General features: G+C 71.2%; 23 protein-coding genes. 7 read left to right on the plus strand and 16 right to left on the minus strand.

Features of this window, described 5'->3' with window-relative positions; translation table 11 throughout:
- Positions 1 to 11: 11 nt before the first annotated feature.
- The 3 genes from CF165_RS15295 to ctaD all read right to left on the minus strand — a co-directional run bounded on the left by CF165_RS15295 (position 12) and on the right by ctaD (position 3,921).
- A complete protein-coding gene (locus CF165_RS15295) occupies positions 12 to 791 on the minus strand; it encodes a peptidyl-tRNA hydrolase (RefSeq protein WP_093948167.1) in 780 nt (259 codons plus the stop codon).
- Positions 788 to 2,017, minus strand: coding sequence for a phosphoserine phosphatase SerB (gene serB, locus CF165_RS15300; RefSeq protein ID WP_093948168.1), 1,230 nt, complete (start codon positions 2,015 to 2,017; stop codon positions 788 to 790). Before serB ends, CF165_RS15295 begins: the two co-directional genes overlap by 4 nt.
- A gap of 116 nt (positions 2,018 to 2,133) precedes the next feature.
- Positions 2,134 to 3,921, minus strand: coding sequence for an aa3-type cytochrome oxidase subunit I (gene ctaD / locus CF165_RS15305; protein ID WP_093948169.1), 1,788 nt, complete (start codon positions 3,919 to 3,921; stop codon positions 2,134 to 2,136).
- Between the two features lie 134 nt (positions 3,922 to 4,055).
- Here ctaD and CF165_RS15310 point away from each other — a divergent pair, with 134 nt between their 5' ends.
- A complete protein-coding gene (locus CF165_RS15310) occupies positions 4,056 to 4,877 on the plus strand; it encodes a phosphotransferase (protein WP_093948170.1) in 822 nt (273 codons plus the stop codon).
- Here the strand turns inward: CF165_RS15310 and CF165_RS15315 are convergent.
- Positions 4,859 to 5,626, minus strand: a complete 768-nt coding sequence (locus CF165_RS15315; protein ID WP_093948171.1) for an alpha/beta fold hydrolase — start codon at positions 5,624 to 5,626, stop codon at positions 4,859 to 4,861. The genes CF165_RS15310 and CF165_RS15315 overlap by 19 nt on opposite strands.
- Here CF165_RS15315 and CF165_RS15320 point away from each other — a divergent pair.
- Positions 5,625 to 6,164, plus strand: a complete 540-nt coding sequence (locus tag CF165_RS15320; RefSeq protein ID WP_093948172.1) for a GNAT family N-acetyltransferase — start codon at positions 5,625 to 5,627, stop codon at positions 6,162 to 6,164. The genes CF165_RS15315 and CF165_RS15320 overlap by 2 nt on opposite strands.
- A gap of 31 nt (positions 6,165 to 6,195) precedes the next feature.
- Here CF165_RS15320 and CF165_RS15325 read toward each other — a convergent pair whose 3' ends face one another.
- Together CF165_RS15325 and CF165_RS15330 are read right to left on the minus strand one after the other, a co-directional pair.
- Complete coding sequence (locus CF165_RS15325; RefSeq protein ID WP_093948173.1) at positions 6,196 to 6,501, minus strand: Rv1322 family protein; 306 nt, start codon at positions 6,499 to 6,501, stop codon at positions 6,196 to 6,198.
- A 441-nt stretch (positions 6,502 to 6,942) separates the two neighbouring features.
- A complete protein-coding gene (locus CF165_RS15330) occupies positions 6,943 to 8,067 on the minus strand; it encodes an alkaline phosphatase family protein (protein WP_093948174.1) in 1,125 nt (374 codons plus the stop codon).
- A gap of 86 nt (positions 8,068 to 8,153) precedes the next feature.
- On the opposite strand from CF165_RS15330, the gene CF165_RS15335 reads away from it, so the two are divergent.
- A complete protein-coding gene (locus tag CF165_RS15335) occupies positions 8,154 to 8,369 on the plus strand; it encodes an FmdB family zinc ribbon protein (RefSeq protein ID WP_093948175.1) in 216 nt (71 codons plus the stop codon).
- A 7-nt stretch (positions 8,370 to 8,376) separates the two neighbouring features.
- Here CF165_RS15335 and CF165_RS15340 read toward each other — a convergent pair whose 3' ends face one another.
- Positions 8,377 to 9,495 carry a trans-sulfuration enzyme family protein gene (locus CF165_RS15340; RefSeq protein ID WP_093948176.1) on the minus strand — a complete coding sequence of 373 codons (1,119 nt, stop codon included), beginning with the start codon at positions 9,493 to 9,495 and terminating at the stop codon, positions 8,377 to 8,379.
- Between the two features lie 58 nt (positions 9,496 to 9,553).
- Between CF165_RS15340 and CF165_RS15345 the strand changes: the two genes are divergently transcribed.
- A complete protein-coding gene (locus CF165_RS15345) occupies positions 9,554 to 10,030 on the plus strand; it encodes an Lrp/AsnC family transcriptional regulator (RefSeq protein WP_093948177.1) in 477 nt (158 codons plus the stop codon).
- Between the two features lie 2 nt (positions 10,031 to 10,032).
- Here CF165_RS15345 and CF165_RS15350 read toward each other — a convergent pair whose 3' ends face one another.
- Positions 10,033 to 10,557: a P-loop NTPase family protein gene (locus CF165_RS15350; RefSeq protein WP_093948178.1), complete on the minus strand. Its 525-nt coding sequence runs from the start codon at positions 10,555 to 10,557 to the stop codon at positions 10,033 to 10,035.
- A complete protein-coding gene (locus CF165_RS15355) occupies positions 10,554 to 11,018 on the minus strand; it encodes an Lrp/AsnC family transcriptional regulator (protein ID WP_093948179.1) in 465 nt (154 codons plus the stop codon). The genes CF165_RS15350 and CF165_RS15355 overlap by 4 nt, the downstream gene beginning before the upstream one ends.
- 93 nt (positions 11,019 to 11,111) lie before the next feature.
- Here CF165_RS15355 and CF165_RS15360 point away from each other — a divergent pair, with 93 nt between their 5' ends.
- Genes CF165_RS15360 through tsaA form a run of 3 tightly spaced genes read left to right on the plus strand, consistent with a single transcriptional unit; the run spans position 11,112 to position 12,780 of the window.
- Positions 11,112 to 11,951: an LLM class flavin-dependent oxidoreductase gene (locus CF165_RS15360; RefSeq protein ID WP_093948180.1), complete on the plus strand. Its 840-nt coding sequence runs from the start codon at positions 11,112 to 11,114 to the stop codon at positions 11,949 to 11,951.
- Positions 11,948 to 12,373: a nucleoside deaminase gene (locus CF165_RS15365; protein ID WP_093948181.1), complete on the plus strand. Its 426-nt coding sequence runs from the start codon at positions 11,948 to 11,950 to the stop codon at positions 12,371 to 12,373. The genes CF165_RS15360 and CF165_RS15365 overlap by 4 nt, the downstream gene beginning before the upstream one ends.
- An 11-nt stretch (positions 12,374 to 12,384) precedes the next feature.
- Positions 12,385 to 12,780: a tRNA (N6-threonylcarbamoyladenosine(37)-N6)-methyltransferase TrmO gene (gene tsaA, locus CF165_RS15370; RefSeq protein ID WP_093948479.1), complete on the plus strand. Its 396-nt coding sequence runs from the start codon at positions 12,385 to 12,387 to the stop codon at positions 12,778 to 12,780.
- An 8-nt stretch (positions 12,781 to 12,788) separates the two neighbouring features.
- On the opposite strand, the gene CF165_RS15375 is transcribed toward tsaA, so the two are convergent.
- The 7 genes from CF165_RS15375 to CF165_RS15405 form a co-directional block, all read right to left on the minus strand.
- Positions 12,789 to 14,555 carry a 3-hydroxyacyl-CoA dehydrogenase family protein gene (locus CF165_RS15375; protein WP_093948182.1) on the minus strand — a complete coding sequence of 589 codons (1,767 nt, stop codon included), beginning with the start codon at positions 14,553 to 14,555 and terminating at the stop codon, positions 12,789 to 12,791.
- 119 nt (positions 14,556 to 14,674) lie between these two features.
- Positions 14,675 to 15,346 (minus strand): dihydroxyacetone kinase phosphoryl donor subunit DhaM, encoded by a 672-nt coding sequence (dhaM, locus tag CF165_RS15380; protein ID WP_093948183.1) that lies wholly within the window; start codon positions 15,344 to 15,346, stop codon positions 14,675 to 14,677.
- Positions 15,343 to 15,972, minus strand: a complete 630-nt coding sequence (gene dhaL, locus CF165_RS15385; RefSeq protein ID WP_093948184.1) for a dihydroxyacetone kinase subunit DhaL — start codon at positions 15,970 to 15,972, stop codon at positions 15,343 to 15,345. Before dhaL ends, dhaM begins: the two co-directional genes overlap by 4 nt.
- Positions 15,972 to 16,973 (minus strand): dihydroxyacetone kinase subunit DhaK, encoded by a 1,002-nt coding sequence (gene dhaK, locus CF165_RS15390; RefSeq protein WP_093948185.1) that lies wholly within the window; start codon positions 16,971 to 16,973, stop codon positions 15,972 to 15,974. Before dhaK ends, dhaL begins: the two co-directional genes overlap by 1 nt.
- Before the next feature lie 77 nt (positions 16,974 to 17,050).
- On the minus strand, positions 17,051 to 18,052 hold the full coding sequence (locus tag CF165_RS15395) for a DUF3558 domain-containing protein (RefSeq protein ID WP_240521617.1): 1,002 nt from the start codon (positions 18,050 to 18,052) through the stop codon (positions 17,051 to 17,053).
- A gap of 47 nt (positions 18,053 to 18,099) precedes the next feature.
- A complete protein-coding gene (locus CF165_RS15400) occupies positions 18,100 to 18,384 on the minus strand; it encodes a hypothetical protein (RefSeq protein ID WP_093948187.1) in 285 nt (94 codons plus the stop codon).
- Between the two features lie 9 nt (positions 18,385 to 18,393).
- Complete coding sequence (locus tag CF165_RS15405) at positions 18,394 to 20,091, minus strand: sodium:solute symporter family protein (RefSeq protein WP_093948188.1); 1,698 nt, start codon at positions 20,089 to 20,091, stop codon at positions 18,394 to 18,396.
- Between the last annotated feature and the right edge of the window lie 97 nt (positions 20,092 to 20,188).

The following is a 20,188-nucleotide window of genomic DNA, read 5'->3' on the forward strand; positions in this document are numbered from 1 at the left end:
CTCCAACCGGGTCAGGAAGCCGCTTGTTCCGGCGCCCACTGGGCGAGCACCGTGATCGTGCCCGGGTCGACTTCGGTGAACCCGGCGTCCCGGACGGCGATGACGCGGTCGCGCCGCCAAGCGCCCTCGGGGTCGTCTCCCGGGTGCAGTTCCTTCCAGCGCACCGCGCTCGCCGCGCGCACGGCGGTCCGGTAGCCCTGTCCGGCCCAGGCGGCGCGCTGCTCGTCGTCCAGCAGCGCGGCCAGGATCATCGTGGCGTGGCCGACCTGGGCGGCGGCCTTGCCGACGGTCATCGGGACGTGCGGGTTGAGCAGCAGCAACGGGACGCCGTCCGGGACCGGGCCCGGCTCGTCCGGCGGCAGTTCGCTGCCCGAGATCTGCAGTCGCGCGACCTCCTTGGGCGTCTCGGGGACCAGGCCGGGCAGCAGGGCCCGCGCCTCGGCGCCATCGACCTCGACGGTGATCCCCGGCAGGTCCTGGACGGCCGCCCAGTGCGCGCCCCGCGCCCGCCGCGCGACCTTCCGGATCCGGTTGTCGAGCCACGCGTGCACCGGCTCGGCCCACTCGCCGCCAGGCCGGGCCCGCTCGTCGAGACAGACCGCGAGCGCGGCCGCCGCGGCGGCCTCCAGCAGCGGGGTGCGGCCCGGCGGCTCGGCCCGCTCGATGCGGAGGATCACCGGCATCGCCCGGACTTCGTCGGGAAGCTCGTCAGAGGTGTCCGAAGTGTCTTCGGCCGGAAGCCCCAGCCAGTAGGCATAGCGGGCGCCCAGAGGATCGAGAAGGCTGCTCACGGACGCGTCAGCTCGAGCCCGTCGGCGGCGTCGGCCGCTTCGACCTCGCCGCGGGTGAGGCCGAGGACGAACAGCACGGCGTCGAGGTACGGGTGCGACAACGCGGTGTCGGCCACTTCGCGCAACGCGGGCTTGGCGTTGAACGCGACGCCCATGCCGGCGGCCGCGAGCATGTCGATGTCGTTGGCGCCGTCCCCGACCGCGACGCACTGCTCGAGCGGGATGTCGTACTCGTCCGCGAAGCGGCGAAGCACCTTCGCCTTGCCCGCCCGGTCGACGACGTCGCCGACCACGCGCCCGGTGAGCTTGCCGTCGGCGATCTCGAGCTCGTTCGCCGCCGCGAAGTCGAGGCCGAGCTCCGCCACCAGGCCGCCGATGACCTGGCTGAACCCGCCGGACACCACGCCGGTGCGGAAGCCCATCCGCTTGAGCGTGCGGATCGTCGTCCGGGCGCCGGGGGTCAGCTCGATCGCCGCCGCGACCTCGTCGATCGCCGAGGCCGGGAGACCGGCCAGCAGCGCGACCCGCCGTTCGAGCGATTCGGTGAAGTTCAGCTCGCCACGCATGGCCGCTTCGGTGATCTCGCGGATCTCCGGCTCGACCCCGGCGTGCGCGCCCAGCATCTCGATGACCTCGCCCTGGATCAGGGTCGAGTCGACGTCGAACACGACCAGCCGCTTCGCGCGGCGCATGATGCCCGCCCGCTCCACGGCGATGTCGATGCCCGCCTCGACCGCCGCGTCGGCGAGTTCCGTGCGCAGCGCGGCGTCGGCTTCGGGGGTGTCCCGGTCGACCGAGACGTACAGCTCCAGCCCCGTCACGGGGTAGTCGGCGACGCTGCGGATCGCGTCGATGTTGGCGCCGAGCGACGCGATCCGGCGGGCGACCTCCGAGAAGCCCCGCGCGGTGACCGGGCGGCCCAGCACCACCAGCACGTGGGAGGAGTCCCGGCGGCCGAGCGCGAACGGGTCGTCCCCGATCGCCGCCCCGATCTTGACGTCGACCTGCATGCCGACCGACGCCATGGCCTGCTCGACGGCCTCCTGCAGGCCCTCCGGGTCGCGGTAGACCCCGGCGAGCACGCCGAGCACGAGCTGCCCGCGGATGACGACCTGTTCGACGTCGAGCACGTCGACGTCGTGGCGCGTCAGCACGGCGAACAGCACGGACGAGACGCCCGGCTTGTCGGGACCGGTCGTCGTGATCAGGACGGGGGTCTGGGTCACTGGTCATCCCTCGTTCGGCAACGCTGCACAGCCAGTCTGCCGGTCCGGGCCCGGACATAAGTAGAGCGCGTGCCCGGCTTCACATCAGCCGGGCACGCGCTCACTCGATCAGGTTGTTACTTCTCGTCCTGCTCGCTCGCGTTGTCCTTGGAGTGGTCTCCCGGGATCACCGCTTCGGTCAGCAGCTGCGACGGCGCCGCGTGGCTGTTGACCTTCTGCTTGCCGAAGAAGCCGATCTCGCCCTCGTTGTGGATGCGCTCGATCATGTGCGGGTAGTGCAGCTCGAACGCCGGCCGCTCGGAGCGGATCCGGGGCAGCTCGGTGAAGTTGTGCCGCGGCGGCGGGCAGGAGGTCGCCCACTCGAGCGAGTTGCCGTAGCCCCACGGGTCGTCCACCGTGACGATCTCGCCGTACCGGTAGCTCTTGAAGACGTTCCAGATGAACGGCAGCGTCGAGGCACCGAGGATGTACGCGCCGATCGTGGAGATCGTGTTCAGCGTGGTGAACCCGTCGCTGGCCAGGTAGTCGGCGTACCGGCGCGGCATGCCCTCGGCACCCAGCCAGTGCTGGACGAGGAACGTGCCGTGGAAGCCGATGAACGTGGTCCAGAAGTGCCACTTGCCGAGCTTCTCGTCCATCATCCGGCCGGTGATCTTCGGGAACCAGAAGTAGATGCCGGCGAAGGTGGCGAACACGATCGTGCCGTAGAGCACGTAGTGGAAGTGCGCGACGACGAAGTAGCTGTCCGACACGTGGAAGTCGATCGCCGGCGCGGCCAGCAGGATGCCGGTCAGGCCGCCGAAGAGGAACGTGACGATGAAGCCCATCGAGAAGATCATCGGCGTCTCGAAGGACAGCTGGCCCTTCCACATCGTGCCGATCCAGTTGAAGAACTTGATGCCGGTCGGGACGGCGATCAGGAACGTCATGAAGGAGAAGAACGGCAGCAGCACGGCGCCGGTGGCGTACATGTGGTGCGCCCACACCGCGACCGACAGCGCCGCGATGGCCAGCGTCGCCCAGACCAGGCTCTTGTAGCCGAACAGCGGCTTGCGGCTGAACACCGGGAAGATCTCCGACACGATCCCGAAGAACGGTAGCGCGACGATGTAGACCTCTGGATGGCCGAAGAACCAGAACAGGTGCTGCCAGAGGATCACGCCGCCGTTTTCGGGGTCGAACACGTGCGCCCCGAGGTGCCGGTCCGCCAGCAGGCCCATCAGGGCCGCGGTCAGGATCGGGAAGGCGAGCAGGACCAGGATGCTCGTGACCAGGATGTTCCAGGTGAAGATCGGCATCCGGTACATCGTCATGCCCGGCGCGCGCAGGCAGACCACCGTGGTGATCATGTTGACCGCGCCGAGGATGGTGCCGAGACCACCGACGATCAGGCCGGAGATCCACAGGTCCGCGCCGACGCCCGGCGAGTGGATGGCGTCCGACAGCGGGGTGTAGGCGAACCAGCCGAAGTCGGCGGCGCCACCCGGCGTCAGGAAGCCGGACATCACGATCAGGCCGCCGAAGAGGTACAGCCAGTACGAGAACGCGTTCAGCCGCGGGAAGGCGACGTCCGGGGAGCCGATCTGCAGCGGCAGCACGAAGTTCGCGAAGCCGAAGAGGATCGGCGTCGCGTACAGCAGCAGCATCACCGTGCCGTGCATGGTGAACAGCTGGTTGTACTGCTCCTGGGACAGGAACTGCTGCCCGGGCCGCGCCAGCTCGGTGCGGATCAGCATGGCCATCGCGCCGCCCGCCATGAAGAAGGCGAACGACGTGACCAGGTACATGATCCCGATCTGCTTGTGGTCCGTCGTGCGGAACAACCGCAGCAGGTACGAACCCTTAACCGACTCGCGCGCGGGGTACGGGCGCGTGGCGATCGGCTTGGGGGCTACGGCCGTCACTCCTGCCTCCAACACTGAAACCTTGTGGTGGTCATCGTCCGGCCACCGGGCCCGGGAGACCCGGATCCGGCGGCTTGAGGGGATCGTAGCCCTCGCTACCGACAGTCGCGCGCACCGGCTGGCAAGATCGGGGCGTGGCCGACGACTACACCCGCGCGGCGGTGCGCGCGGCCCGCGCCGTCACCGCCCGGCTCGGCCTGCCCGACCACGATCCCGACGTGCTCCACGAACGGTCGAACGTGCTGGTGAGGCTGGGTCCGCTGGTCGCGCGGGTGCCGGCGACGACCCGGCTGCTCCGCCCGGAACCGGCGGCCTGGCTGGAGCGCGACGTCGCGCTCTCGAGGTTCCTCACGGACCGTGGTGTGCTCGTCGTCTCACCCGCCACGGATCCCCCGGCGGGACCGCATTTCGCGGACGGGCTGCCGGTCACGCTCTGGCACCACACCCCGCACGATCCGGATCACCGGTACGCACCGGACGTCGTCGCGCGCTCGCTCGCCGAGGTGCACGCGGCACTGCGCGAGTACCCGGGCGAGCTGCCCCGCCGCGGGCCGCTGGACGACCTGGACCGGCTCTTCGACCGGTATGACCTCGACCCTCGCTTGCGTTCGGAAGCCGCGCGGATCGAAGGCGCGTTGCCGGACGGCCCGGTCCAGCCGCTGCACGGCGACGCCCACCCCGGCAACCTGATCGCGACGGCGGCCGGGCCGTGCTGGCTGGACTTCGAGGACACCTGGCTCGGCCCGCTCGCCTGGGATCTCGGCATCCTGGCGCGGCAAGGCGGCCCGGAGTACCTGGCCGTCTACCCCGGCTCCGTGTCCGATGAGGCCCTTGGCGCGTATACGCAGTTGCGGGAACTCTTCGCCGTCGCGTGGCGCTTCGTCATCGCCCGGCGGTTCCCGCACCGGCTTCCGGAGGCCCGCTCCGCGCTCGCCGGCTACTTCTCGCTCTCGTGAGTCGCGGGGTACCAGGACAGGATCGCCTCGACGACGCCCGCGGGGTCCTCCAGCGGGGTCAGGTGGCCGGCGCCCGGCAGCACGACGAGCGTCGCGCCGGCCATGACCTGGGCCATTTCGCTCGCCGCCGCCACCGGGGTGATCGGGTCCTCTTCTCCGACGACGACGAGCGCCGGAACCCCGCAGTCCCGCAGCAGGTCCAGCGAATCGGGCCGGGTCCGCAGCGCCAGTGCCGTCCACGAAACCCCGGCGGCCGGCTGGGATTCGATGATCTCCCGGACGGTTTCGACGACCTCGGGACGCTGTTCGCGCGTCGAGGCGGCCAGCAGGTTGGGCAGGTTGGCCTCGGCCAGCCAGGTCTTGGTGCCTTCCCGCTCGACGCGGTTCGCGACGTCCAGCCTCGACTGCGCGGCCTCGGGTGTGTCGGGCGTGGCCTTGGTGTCGATGAGCACGAGCCCGCCGACCCGCTCCGGAGCCAGCCGCAGCACGGCCATCGCGAGGTAGCCGCCCATCGAGCAGCCGCCGAGCACGACGCGGTCCAGTTCGAGCTTGTCGAGCAGGGCGACGACGTCCCGCGCGGCGTCTTCGAGACTCGGTTCGCGCGGGGACTCCGGCAGCGGGGAGCGACCGAGTCCGCGCTGATCCGGCGTGATCACCCGAAGGTGTGAAGCGAGGGGCTCGCGCACCGCGTTCCACATGCGGGAATCCAGGGGAAAGGCGTGGAGGAGGACCAGTGGCAGTTCGGTCATGCCCGTCATTTTGTCGGACCCCCTCGCTAGCTTCGCCGATGTGTTCACCGACATCGAAACCGACCGGCTCCTGCTGCGTCCGCCCCGCGAGGCGGACCGGCAGGCGATGGTCGACATCCACACCGACCCGCGCACCAACCGCTTCAACCCCGCACCACCCGGCGTCCCGGAGGCGTCCGAGATGTTCTCGACCTGGCTGGCGCACTGGGCCGAGCACGGCTTCGGCTACCCCGCAGTGCTCGAACGCGACGGCACCGAGGTGATCGGCATGTGCGGTGTGCGGCTGCGGGAGTTCCACGGCGAGAAGGTGCTGAACCTCGGCTACCGGTTCCGGCCGTCCGCGTGGGGCAAGGGCTACGCGGTCGAGGCGGGGCAGGCGGTCCTGGCGTGGTGCGCCCGCGAGCTGCCGTCCGTGCCGGTGCTGGCGAGCGTGAGCATCGCGAACAAGCCGTCGCTGCGGGTGGCCGAGCGGCTCGGCTTCACCGAGTACACGGAGGAGATGTACGACGGCGCGATGTCACGGCACTACCGGCGCTGAGCCGGGCGTTGTTTGACAACTCCAGAGCGAATCACCGACGGCGGTGCGGCCGCCGCCTCGCCCGCGCTTCCCAGCAGGCGCGGTGCCAGTGCCGCCGGTCGGCGACCGAGCCGGTCTCGTCGGCGGGCCAGACGACGAGGTGCGGTGTACCCGGCCGGATCTCGTGGTCGCAGCCGGGGCAGCGGTAGACCTTGCCGGCCTGGGCCCCCGGCACGGTCCGGACCAGCCAGTCCCCGTCGGCACCGGACTCGGCGCGCGCCCAGCCGGTCGCGGCACCGAGGTCACGCTCGGGCGGCCCGCCGTCCGCCCGGCGGCCGGGACGGTTGCGTCGAGGCACGCCCGAAACGGTAGCGGCCCACCACCCCGCCCGCGGTCACCCTCCCGCCTCCCGAGCCGACCCTCCAGGCACGCAAACCGACCCTCCAGGCACGCAAACCGACCCTCCAGGCACGCGAGTCGACCCTCCAGGCACGTGTGATGACCCTCCAATCACGTGTGATGACCCTCCAATCACGCGAGATGCCTCTCTGATCACACGTGATGCCCCCTCAGGCCGCGCGGCCACCCACCGCAGCCGGTGGCCCGTCCCGGCCGAGCCGAGAGATCCCGCGTGGAGAGGTGCACGGGCAGCTCCAGCGCGGCGAGGTGGGCGGCCACGGGCCGCCCCTCACCACCGGCCCCGATCCCGTCCAGCCCCGCTCATTCCGCCCACTCCCGTCAGTCCGGCGCGCAGTGGACAGGCCGGCACGGGGAGCGGGAAAGTTCCCGGGTACGGGGGTCAGCCTTGGGCGAGGGCCAGCGGGACCAGCTGTTCGGCGGTGGTGAGCGAACCGTGCTGGCCGACCAGCGACGACTCCACGGCTTCCGCGAGCCCCCGCACCATCCCGAACCGGTCCCGGGCCGCGGCGACGACGTCGCCGATGCGCGGCAGCACCCGGTCGCTGACCGTGTGCCCGAACCAGCCTTCGGCGACGGCCTCCTCCCGCGAGCGCACCCACGCCCGTTCGCCCAGCACCTCTCGCCAGGCCGCGAGGACGTCCGCGGCCGCGCCCGGCTCGGTGTAGACGTGCCGGGCCCGGACCTCGCCCCCGAACGTCCGGACACCCGAAAGGAGCTCCGGGGCCTCTTCGAGGTCGAGCTTGTCGTCGAGGGTGACCATCCCGTGGTCGGCGACGACGGCGAGCAGCGCACCGGGCGGCAGACCGTCCACAAGGGACTCGACGAGCCGGTCGATCTGCCGCAGCTGCATCCGCCAGGCGGCCGAACCCGGGCCGTAGACGTGCCCCAGCAAGTCCAGCTCGCTGTGGTAGGCGTAGCAGAACGCCCGGCCTTCGAGCACCGACAACGTCCGGGCGGCGAGGTCGCCCAGCGCGTGCACCCCGGCGTACCGCGCCCCGCTCTGCGTGGCCCGGGTCAGAGCCGTGTCGGCGAACTGGGCCGAAGACACCACCGCGGCGTCGATCCCGGCCGCGGCGGCCCGTTCGAACGTCGTCGGCAGCGGCTGCACCTCGCGGGGCGGGAGCGCGCCGCGGAGGTCGCTGCCGTCCTCGTGGCTGCGCCAGCGCAGCGCGTTGAGCACGCCCGTGCCGGGCATTTCGAACGTGTAGCCGACCATGCCGTGCTCACCCGACGCGAGCCCGGTGCCGATCGCGGCGACCCCGGCGGCCGTCGTCGACGGGAAACCCACGCGCAGCGGCTCCCGGGCGAACTCGGCCAGCACCGGGGCGTCCGCGGCGTGCTCGGCGAGCAATTCCCAGCCGAGCCCGTCGACGAGGAGCACCCCGGCGCTGCGTGCCTCCGGCAGCGCCAGCGTGTTCCCGCAGCCGGGGACTCCGAGGGTGGCCAGCAGGGACGAGACGACCTGGCCGAGGTGCGGGACGTCGGCGAGCGAAGGCGGCTGCACGCGCCCAGCTTGCCACTCGCCGGCGTTCGCGGGGGCCGAGCCCGGCCGAGGGTGGCACGGCGGGCCGCTCCGGCGATAATCGCGGTATGCCGACCTACGCCTACCGCTGCCGTGAGTGCACCGAGACCTTCGAACTCCTGCGCCCGATGAGCGAATCGAGCGCACCGGCGGCCTGTCCGGAGGGGCACGCCGACACCGTCAAGCTGCTCACCACGGTCGCCCTCACCGGGGCCGCGAGCGGTCCCTCGGCCCCGGCGGGCGGCGGCGGCGGTGGCTGCTGTGGCGGCGGCTGCTGCGGCTAGCGCGTCTCTACAGCGTCTTCAGTGCCTGCTCCAGATCGGCCCACAGGTCCTCGACGTCCTCGAGGCCGACGGACATCCGGATCAGCTGATCGGACACCCCGGCGCCGCGGCGGTCGCCCTCGTCGACGATCCGGTGGCTGATCGAACCGGGGTGCTGGATCAGCGTGTCGACGCTGCCCAGGCTGACGGCAGGCGTGATCAGCCGGACCGCCCCGATCAGGGCGTGCGGGTCACCGTCGACCTCGAACGCCACCAGCGGCCCACCCAGCCGCGGGTAGTGGACGGCGGTCACGGCCGGGTGCTCGCCGAGCCGTGAAGCCAGCGTCGCCGCGGTCGCGGACGCGGCGTTGACGCGCAGCGGCAGCGTGGAAAGCCCGCGCAGCAACAGGTATCCGGCGAGCGGGTGCAGCACGCCGCCGGTCGCGAAGCGGATCTGCCGCAGCCGCGCGGCTTCCGACGAGTCGCACGCGACGATCCCGCCCATCACGTCGCCGTGGCCGCCGAGGAACTTCGTCGCGCTGTGCAGCACGATCCGGGCGCCGTGCCGGCCGGGGCGCTGCAGCACCGGCGTGGCGAACGTGTTGTCCACCGCCAGCGGAACGTCCCCGCAGGCCTCCGCGAGTCCGGCGATGTCGACCTCGGCCAGGGTCGGGTTCGCCGGGGTCTCCACGAACACCAGCCCGGTGTCCGGCCGGATCGCGGCGGCGACGGCGTCCGGCGCGGCCCAGGTGACCTCGGTGCCGAGCAGCCCGGACTCGAGCAGGTGGTCGCTGCAGCCGTACAGCGGGCGCACGGCGACGACGTGCCGTTTCCCTTGCGCCACCGCGGAAAGCAGGCAGGCCGAGACGGCGGCCATGCCGCTGGCGAAGGCGACGCCGTGGTCGAAGCCCTCGAGCTCGGCGAGCGCCCGCTCGAACCGTTCGACGGTCGGGTTCCCCACCCGGCCGTAGATCGGCGGCCCGTCGAGTTCGCCGCCGGCGGCGAACTCGTCGATCCGGGCGGCTTCGGCGGCACTGTCGCGGGACGGGTAGGTCGTGGACAGGTCGAGCGGGGCGGCGTGCACGCCGAGGTCCGTGAGATCGTCACGGCCGGCGTGGACGGCTCGCGTGCGGAGCGAGGAAGTCATGGCAGCATGGTCGAGCTTTCACCGGACCGGGAGCAACACTCTCGGATATCATTCGGCGATGTCCGCTTCCGTCGAACTCAGTCCGGTGGACCTCGAGATTCTGCGCCTGCTGCAGAACGATGCCCGGATCACCAACAAGGACCTGGCGGCCGCGGTCGGCATCGCGCCGTCGACGTGCCTCGACCGCGTCGCCCGGCTGCGGGACACCGGCGTGATCACCGGGCAGCACGCGTCGGTCGACGCGGCCAAGCTGGGACGGCCGCTGGAGGCGTTCCTGTTCGTCCAGGTCCGCCCGCACCGGCGGCCGCTGGTGGACCCGTTCGTCGACCACCTGCTGTCGCTGCCGGAGGTGCGCGCGGTCTACCACCTGACCGGGCCGGACGACTTCCTCGCGCACGTCGCGACCAGCTCCGCCGGCGAGCTGCAACGCCTGGTCCTCGATGAGCTGACCGCGCGCGACGAGGTCGCCCGCGTCCACACGAACCTGGTGTTCCAGCACTGGAGCGGCGGCCCGCTGCTCCCGCCGAGCACCTGACCTCAGAGCGTCTCGAGCCAGCGGCGGGTCTCGCGCGGAGTGGTCAGCCGGACGATCGCCGGACCGCCCGGGTCGGCGGCCAAGGCACGGATGCGCTCCCGCTTGTGCGTGAACGACCGGAAGTGCCAGCGGATGATCGAGTCCGCGGAGAACATCTGGCGGAACGACTCGACGTTGCCGTTGCAGATCCGTTCGCGGGTCAGCGAGCGCACGGCCGTCCGGCGCAGCAGGCGGCCCAGCGAAAGCCAGCGCGGGTAGTCGAGGCCGACGACGAGCTGGGCGCGGGCCAGCACGATGTCGTGCCACTTCCCGTACGCGGCGTCGAGGACCCAGCGTTCTCCCGCGCACAACTCGGTGATCCGGCGGCGCTGCTCCTCGTCGGGCACCGGTACCCAGCCCGGCTGCCAGGTGAGGTCGTCGGCGGGGTGGTAGGGCAGGCCGGTCCGCTCGGCGATCCGGGCCGCGAGCGTCGACTTGCCCGAGCCGGTCACGCCGTCGACGACGATGCGCTCAGGCGTCAAGGTCATGCGCCGAGGTTATCCGCGGGCTCCCGGGGGCCGCGGTAAGGCAGGGTCTGGCTGTAGACGACGTTGGTGGTCGTGCCGCCGAACTGGGCCAGCTCGTCCATCGTGCGCTCGAGGTGGGCCATGGAGGCGGCGGCGACCTTGAGCGTGTAGCAGTCGTCGCCGGTGGTGCGCAGGCATTCCAGGATCTCGGAGCGCTCGCCGAGCAGCTTGTGCAGCGCCTCGTGCCTGCTGCCCGGGTACTTGAGCCGGACCACGGCGAGCACCGGGTAGCCGACCTTGCCGAGGTCGACTTCCGCGCGGTAGCCGGTGATCACGCCGGTGGCCTCGAGCCGCCGGAGCCGTTCGGTCGCCGCGGACGCGCTGAGGTTCACCCGGCGGCCCAGCTCGGTGAGCGGCAGCCGGGCGTCCTGCTGGAGCTCGACCAGGATGGCCCAGTCCGTCGGATCGAGACTCTCGGTCATCCGCCGAACATACCGTGGGATCCACGGCCGGCAGCGCCGAACGCCGTGATCGTTCCCTTCCGGATCCGGGCAAGACGTCGATAGCCTTTCCCGGTGAAATTCGGCGTGAACGTCCCCAACTTCGGGCCCGGCACCGACCCGGGTGTGCTGCGCGCCTGGGCTCAGACGGTGGAAGGTCTCGGCTTCGACCTGCTGATGGTGTCCGACCACGTCACGATCACGCCGGACGTCGCCGAGCAGTACCCCGCGCCGTTCTACGAGCCGTTCACGACGCTGTCGTGGCTCGCGGGCGTCACCCGGCGGGTGCGGCTGGGCACCACGGTGCTGGTCGTGCCGTACCGGCATCCCCTGCTGGTGGCGCGGATGGCGGCGAACCTCGACGCGCTCAGCGGCGGCAGGTTCGTGCTCGGCGCGGGCATCGGCTGGGCGAAGCAGGAGTTCGACGCGCTGGGCGTGCCGTTCGAGCAGCGCGGGAAGCTCACCACCGAGTACCTGCGGACGATCCGCACCGCGTGGGCCGGGCACGACGACTACCGCGCGGGCCCGATCCCACTGTGGATCGGCGGGCACAGCGACGCCGGGCTGCGCCGCGCGCTGGAACTCGCCGACGCCTGGCACCCGCTGCGGCTGACCATGGCCGGCTTCCGGGAAACCCTGGCACGGTTGGAAAAACTGGCCGGCGACCGGCCGGTGCCGTCCTTCGCGCCGCGGATCCTGCTGCGGTTGACCGGCGCCCCGGTGACCGGGCCGGACCGCCGTGCCGGCGAGGGCACGCTCGACCAGGTCCTGGACGACCTGGCGCAGCTACGAGCACTGGGGGCGGACACCGTCGTGCTCGACCCGTTCGACTCGGACCCGGCCGAAACCCTCCGCCCGGAGGCGGCGTGGCGGGACCTCGCGGCGGTGGCCGCGTCCTGGAAGGAGAACCGGTGAAGGACACCGAAGAAGCCCTGCTGCGGCGGGCGATCGAGCTCGCCCGCGAAGCGCGCGAGGAGCACGGCAACCCGCCGTTCGGCTCCCTGCTGGCCGACGCCGACGGCAAGATCCTTGCCGAGGACCGCAACACCTCGCTGACCGACAACGACATCACGGCGCACCCGGAGCTGAAGCTCGCCCGCTGGGCGGCGCAGAACCTGGACCCGGAAACCGCGGCGGCCACGACGATGTTCACCAGCACGCAGCCGTGCGGGATGTGCACCGGTGCGATCGAGCGGTCCGGCCTCGGCCGTGTCGTCTACGCGCTTTCGACGGAACAGTTCCTCACGCTGCGCCCGCCGGTCACCTGGGGGTACGAGCTGGAGGGCCCGGCCCTGTTCGACGAGGCCCGCGTCCCGGTCGAGGGCTACTACCGGTGACGAGTTACGAGGTGCGCCCGGTGGCGCGCATCGAGTCGTCCCTGACGGACCGCGCGACGGCCCCGAAGCAGGGCGACGAGGGCGCGCCGCCGTCGCGGCTGGTGTTCGCGCATGAGTTCGCCCCGGCGGCGGCCGACGTCCGGCCGGGCGATCGCCTGGTGCTCCTGACGTGGCTGCACGAAGCGGACCGCGACGTCCAGGCGGTCCACCCCCGTGGCGACCGGAACCGCCCGAGCACCGGAGTGTTCTCGACACGCTCACCGGACCGCCCGAACCCGATCGGCCTCCACACGGTCACGGTGACGGCGGTCGAGGGCACGACGCTCACGGTGACCGGCCTGGAGGCGATCGACGGCACCCCGGTGCTCGACGTGAAACCGGTCCTCGGCGAGGTGGCCGAGCGCTGAACAGCTGATCAGTAGTCCTTGAAGCCCTTCCCGGTCTTCCGGCCCAGCCGCCCGGCCGTCACCAAGTGCTCCAACAACGGCGCCGGCGCGAAGCCCTCTTCGCGGAACTCGTTGTACAGCGTCCGCTGGATGGCCAGGGAAACGTCGAGACCGACCACGTCCAGCAGCTCGAACGGGCCCATCGGCAGGCCGCAACCGACCTTCATGGCCGTGTCGATGTCGTTCGCGCCCGCGTAGTGGGCTTCCAGCATCTTCACCGCGTCGTTCAAATACGGGAACAGCAACGCGTTGACGATGAAGCCCGCGTGGTCGCCGCAGTGCACCGCGTGCTTGCCGACCGCCGCGCAGACCGCGCTCGCCGTGGCCACCACGTCGGGCGCGGTCGCGATCGTCGACACCACCTCGACCAGCTTCATCACCGGTGCGGGGTTGAAGAAGTGGAGGCCGACCACGTCGGACGGCCGGGACGTCGAGGCCGCGCACTCGATCACCGGGAGGGACGACGTCGTCGTCGCCAGGACCGCGCCCGGGCGGACCACCTCGTCCAGTGCCGCGAACACCGCCTGCTTGACCGGCAATTCCTCAGCCACCGCCTCGATCACCAGGTCGACGTCGGCCAGGGCTTCGAAGTCGGTGACCGGGGTGATGCGGGCCAGTGCCAGCGCAGCGTCCTCTTCGGACAGTTTGCCCTTGACCACGGCCTTGTCGAGCGACTTCTTGACGCGAGCCACCGACGCCTGCGCCTTCTCCAGGCTCCGCGCCCGCAGGACGACGTCGAGGCCGCGCTTGGCGAACACCTCCGCGATGCCGGTGGCCATCGTCCCCGTCCCGACCACACCGACCTTCGCCACCGGCCGCGGCGGCACCGATTCCACGGTGGACACGACATCGGAAGAGACCACGTTGGGCGAGTCCGGCGCGTCATAGGTGTAGAAGCCACGGCCGGTCTTGCGGCCCAGCATGCCCGCCGTGATCATCTGCTTGAGCAACGGCGCCGGCGCGTGCAGGCGGTTGCGGGACTGGTGGTACATCGTGTCGAGGATTTCGTTCGCGGTGTCCAGCCCGATCAGGTCGAGCAGCGCGAGCGGGCCCATCGGGTAGCCGCAGCCGAAGCGCATCGCGGCGTCGAGGTCCTCGCGCGTGGCGTAACGCTGCTCGTACATCCGCACCGCGTGGTTGAGGTAGCCGAACAGCAGCGCGTTCGCGATGAACCCGGCCCGGTCGCCGATCACCACCGGCACCTTGCCGAGCCGCTCGGCGAACTCGACCACCTCGGTGACCACCTCCGGCTCGGTCACCACGGTCTTCACGATCTCGACGAGCTTCAGCACCGGCGCCGGGTTGAAGAAGTGCATGCCGACGACCTTGCCGGGACGCGCCGTGTGCACGCCGATCTCCGTGATCGACAGCGACGACGTGTTCGACGCGAACACGACTTCGGGCCGGGTGATCTTGTCCAGCTCGGCGAAGACGTCGGCCTTCAGCTCGAGGCTTTCCGGGATCGCCTCGATCACCAAGTCCACTTCGGACAGGTCCGACAGCGACGTGCTGTACCGGATCCGGCCCAGCAACGCCTCCCGGCCGGCAGAGTCCAGCTTGCCGCCGGAGAGTGCCCGTTCGGTGGAGTGCTCGAGGTGCCCACGGCCGCGTGCGACGCCGGCGTCGTCGAGTTCCACCGTGACGACGTCGAGCCCGCTGCGCGCGAGCACCTCGGCGATTCCGGCCCCCATGGTGCCCAGGCCGACCACACCGACCGTCGAGATGTCCCGCGCCATCGAGGCCTCCAGAGATGTTACTCGCCGGTAATTGCCCCGACTCTCCCACACGGCACCGCCGGAAGCCCAGACGGAATCGAGTCAGTACCGCTCAAGTCACCCAGTCGGCGACGATGGCTTCACTCGCCGAAATCGCCGTCGACCAGCTCCTTCGCCTTGTCCAGCGCGGCAGACGCCTGCGGGCCGCGCGCCCGGACGCGGATCCGGTCACCCTGGCGGGCACCGAGCGACATCAGGGCCAGCACGCTGTGGCCGTCGGCCTCCTGGTCACCGAGCCGGACGGTGACCTCGGCGTCGAACTCGCTCAGCGCGCGCACGAGCAAGGCGGCCGGCCGGGCGTGCAACCCGACGTCGTTGCGCAGCTCCAGCTCGATTTCGGCACTGTCGGCCGTGGCCTCCGCGGGCGCCAGGTCCTCGGGTAGCCCGGCCGTCGCGGCGGCCTCCGCCACCGCCTTGCGGTCCTTCCCGGCCTGCGCCGCGACCGCCGCGGCGATCGCGCCCTCCACCAGCGGGCCGTCCGCGACGACGGCCGCCGACGGGTCGGCCAGCGACTCGACGGCGAGCTCGGCGGTCATCTGCGCGCTGCCGAGGTCGTACAGGAGCACGACCCCGTCGCCGTGGTCGGCGCGCTGGGTGGCCGCGACGACCTCGTCGTAGTCCGTGCCGATGGACCCGTCCGCCAGGCCGCCGGCGGGCACGATGGTGACGTCCGGCGCCATCTGGGCGGCCAGCTCGGCCAATCCCTCGGCGAGCTTCGCACTGTGCGACACGAGCACGATCCCAACGCTCACCGGGCGGCCTCCGCGAACGCCCGCAGCAGCAGCGCCGACGAACGGGCGCCGGGGTCCATGTGCCCGACCGCGCGCTCGCCGAGGTAGGACGCGCGGCCCTTGCGCGGCACAAGGTCCACTGTGGACTCCGCGCCGCGGTCGGCCGCGTCGGCGGCAGCGGTCAGCACCGCGGCGACGTCGCCGCCGTCCTCGGCCGCCTTCTCAGCGGCCGACACCGCGGGGATCAGGGCGTCGACCATGGTCGCGTCGCCGCCCACGGCCTTCCCACGGGCTTGGACGCCTTCGAGACCGGCGCGCAGCGCGTCCAGCAGCGCCGGGACGTCGAGATCGGAGGCCGCACCGAGCTTCGTCGAGGCACGCAGGAAAGCCGTGCCGTACAACGGGCCCGCCGCTCCGCCGACCTTGGAGATCAACGTCGTCGCGACGAGCTTCAGCACCCCGCCCGGCGTGTCCGGAACAGCGGAATCGAGCGCCGCGACGACGGCCGCGAACCCGCGGTTCAGGTTCTCGCCGTGGTCGCCGTCGCCGATGGCGCGGTCGAGGTCGATCAGCTCGGCGCGGTGCTCGGCGACCACCACCGCGGCGGCGCGCACGGCCGCCGCGACCCCTTCGGCCTTGCAGCTCATCAGAGCCCCCACCGCAGCGCCGCGGTGTTGACCGGGGCGTCCCACAGCTCGGTCAGGTCGTCGTCCAGTTTGAGCACCGTCAGACTCATCCCCTGCATCTCGAGGCTGGTGATGTACGGCCCGACCAGCCGGCGTTCGACCACGATCCCACGGTCGGCCAGCAGCCGCTCGGCGATGCCGTGGGCCAGGTACAGCTCGACGAGCGGGGTGCCGCCCATGGAGTTGGTGAACAGCAGCACGCGGTCGCCCGAGGCGAAGGGCAGGTCCGAGACGACCGCCTCGACCATCCGGGCCACGAGCGCGTCGGCCGGTTCGGCGGGAATCCGCTCGCGGCCGGGCTCGCCGTGGATGCCGATGCCGAACTCGACTTCGCCCTCGCCGAGGTCGAAGCTCGGCGTGCCGGCGTGCGGCACGGTCGGCGCGGTGAGCGCGACGCCGATCGACCGGACCTGGCCGATCACCTTCTGCGCCAAGGCGGTGACGGCGTCGAGCGAGTCGCCGCGCTCGGCGGCGGCGCCGGTGATCTTCTCCAGCAGCACCGTGCCGCCGACCCCGCGGCGGCCCGCGGTGTACGTCGAGTCCTTGACCGCGACGTCGTCGTCGATCACGACGCTGCGGACGTCGAGGCCGTCGGCGGCGGCCAGCTCGGCGGCCGTCTCGAAGTTCAGCACGTCGCCGGTGTAGTTCTTGACGATGAGCAGCGCGCCCGCGTCGCCGGTGGTGGCGCTGACCGCGGCCTGCACGGCGTCCGGCGTCGGCGAGGTGAACACCGCGCCGGGCACGGCGGCGGCGAGCATGCCCCGGCCGACGAAGCCGCCGTGCAGCGGCTCGTGCCCGGACCCGCCGCCGGAGATGACGGCGACCTTGCCCGCGACCGGCGCGTCGGCTCTGATCACGACGTCCGGGTCGTACTGGACGCGGAGGATGTCGGCGTGCGCGGCGGCGAGCCCCCGCAGCGACTCGGCGACCACGTTCGCCGGATCGTTGATGATCTTCTTCACGGCAGCCTCCGGCACATCGGCGGGTGGGTGCCCCCTTCCTACCTCCCCGCGCGGCCCGCCGCCAGAGCAGGACCGGATCAGGGTTTGGGGAGCTTGGTGACCACGTTCTTCGCGACGGTCACCGCCTTGCCGCACGGGTCGCCGCCACTGTCGGCATAGCCCCGGTACTCCACCTGGGCCAGTTCGACGTCGTCGCCCTGCCACGGCCGGTGCTGCCACTGGACCCGGCACCGGGCCGAGCTCCCGGTGTCGGGCTTCTGGAACCCGGTGACGCCGTTGCCGAGGTCCACCTTGGAGTAACCGTCGCCGGCGAGCGGGGGCAGGCCCGGCAGGAACCCGACCGTCACCCCCGGGCCCGCGACGCTGCCCTTCCACTCGCAGGAGTGCAGGCCCGACGGCGCGGACTTCGCCGACGGCACGGCGGAGGCGACCACCGCGGTGTCGGCCATCGCGCACGGGTCGGCGGTCAGCACGGTGCCCGGCGGGGTCGAGTACTTCTCCGGCGAGTTGTGCACCTTCTGCACGACGGCCTCGACGAGCGCCTGCCCGGGACGGCAGGGGTCGCCGGCGTAGGTGACCGACACCGCGAGCGCCAGATCCGGGTTCAGCGCGGTCATCGCCGCGACGGTGCAGTCGGCGTCGCCGGTCTTGTTCACGCGCAGCGGCAGCCCGCCGGCCTGACCGGTCGTCTTGTCCGCCCGCGGCAGCAGGGTGGCGCTGCCGATCCCGAGGTCGAGGCGCATCTCCTTGCCACCGGGGTCCTTCACCTTGTTGCTGCAGCTGTCGAAGGCGATCGACGACGGCGACGGGTCCTCGTCGACCGTGCCGAGCCCCAGCGCGCCGAGGGCGTCCTTGGTCAGGAACTGGCACGGCTGGATCACGCGGAGCACGTCCGCCGCCACGGCGGCGTCGGTGATCGGCCCGTCGGCGACCTGGCCGGTGCCCGCCGCGGCGGGCACCGTCGTCCGGGCGAAGTTGGACTTGCCGAGGTCCTGCCCGCACGCGGTCAGCGGCAACGCGAGGGCGGTGACCAGCAGGAACAGCTTCGGGAGACGGCGGCGCCGAACGTCGGGGAACACGCCGAGCACGGTAGCGGCAACGTCGGCCCGCTGTCCGGACAACCCGGCTATTCGCCCGCGGCGGCCGGTGTGTCGTCGCCCTCGGGCTCGGCCGGCACGACGAGCGGCCGGAGCTTGGCCCAAAGGATGAACAGCGCCGAGACCACCAGCATGCCGATGCCGGCCCACAGGTTGATGTTCACGTCGGCCGCCTTCGCGATCTCCTCGTCGGAGGTGAAGGCGGCGCCCATGATCGTCAGGATGACGCCGTACACGCCGATCAGCAGGGCGATGATCAGCCGGATGTCGAACGCGCCCGCCTTGTGCGCCCGCGGCTGCGACTCGGTAGCCATTCCGACCTCCTAGAAGATGGCGTTCAGGGCGATGGTCAGGATCAGCACGATGCCCGCGAGCAGCCCCGGCTTGCGGTACCAGCCCGCGTTCTCGCCGGTGGCGTCGTGCTGCCGGGTTTCCTTCGGGGTCAGCGAGTAGACCAGCCCGACCAGCTCCTCGTCCGGCTTCGGCCGGGTCGCCAGCGACACGGCGACGCTCACCACGATGTCGACGACGAACGCGGTCCCCGCGGCGACGAAGCTGATGCCCTGGCCGGTGAGGCCCAGCACCCCGGCCTTCGACAGGGCCCAGACGGTGACCGCCGAGCCGGTGCCGAGGACCAGGCCGCTCCAGCCCGCGTGCGGGGTCATCCGCTTCCAGAACATGCCGAGGATGAACGTCGCGAACAGCGGCGCGTTGAAGAACGAGAACAGGTCCTGCAGGTAGTCCAGGATATTGCTGGACTGCGACGCGATGAACGCGGTGCCGATCGCGAGGATCGTGCCGGCCGACGTCACCACGCGGCCGAAGTTGAGGTAGTAGTGGTCCGGCTTGTCCTTCTGGACGTAGGTCTGCCAGATGTCGTAGGTGAAGACCGTGTTGAACGAGCTGAGGTTCGCCGCCATGCCGGCCATGAACGAAGCCAGCAGACCGGCGATCGCGATGCCCAGCATGCCGTTCGGCAGCAGGTCGCGCATCAGCAGCAGGAGCGCGTTGTTGAACGTCACGCCGCTCGGCGCCGTGCCGCCGTCCAGGAGGATCTGCTTGTCCTTCACGTACTCCGACACGGTGACCGCGGCGATCATGCCGGGGATGATCACGATGAACGGGACCAGCATCTTCGGGAACGCGCCGATGATCGGCGTGCGCCGCGCGGCGGACATGCTCTTCGACGCCATCGCGCGCTGCACCTCGACGAAGTTCGTCGTCCAGTACCCGAAGGAGAGCACGAAGCCGAGGCCGAAGACGATGCCGAGGATCGACAGGATGTTGTTGCCGAAGCCGGTCAGGTTGTCACCGGGCCACGAGTGCAGCTGCGCGCTGCCGCCCGGGCTGTTGGTCACCTTCTCGACCAGGCCCTGCCAGCCGCCGACCTTGACCAGGCCGATGATCGTCAGGGGCACCAGCGCGATGACGATCACGAAGAACTGCAGGACCTCGTTGTAGATCGCCGCGGAGAGGCCGCCGAGCGCGGTGTAGGAGAGCACGATCGCGGCGGCGACGACGATCGACACCCACAGCGGCCAGCCGAGAAGCAGCTTCACGACACTGGCCAGCAGGAACAGGTTGGCGCCCGCGATCAGGATCTGGGCGGTGGCGAAGCTGATGCCGTTGACCAGGTGAGCCGGCTTGCCGAAGCGCCGTCGCATGAACTCGGGGACGCTGCGGACCTTCGAGCCGTAGTAGAACGGCATCATCACGATGCCGAGGAACAGCATCGCGGGGATGGCGCCGATCCAGAAGTAGTGCACGGTCGGCAGGCCGTACTTGGCGCCGTTGGCCGACATGCCCATGACCTCGACCGCGCCGAGGTTCGCCGAAATGAACGCGAGACCCGTGACCCAGGCGGGCAGCGAACGGCCGGACAGGAAGAAGTCGAGGCTGCTCGACACCTGCCGTCGCGCGAGATATCCGATGCCCAGCACGAGCACGAAGTAGAACGCCAACTCGATGTAGTCGATCGCGCTCGCGTCGAGTCGCAGGTTCGCATCGGCTAGGACGAGCACCCGACCCACCTCCGGCAGTACCTTTTCAGACAGGACAATATCCGACAGGAATCACCACCACCCTGTCGGATCCGGACAGTACTGCATGGATTCAGGG

The organism is Amycolatopsis vastitatis, from assembly GCF_002234595.1.
Classification (GTDB): Bacteria; Actinomycetota; Actinomycetes; order Mycobacteriales; family Pseudonocardiaceae; genus Amycolatopsis; species Amycolatopsis vastitatis.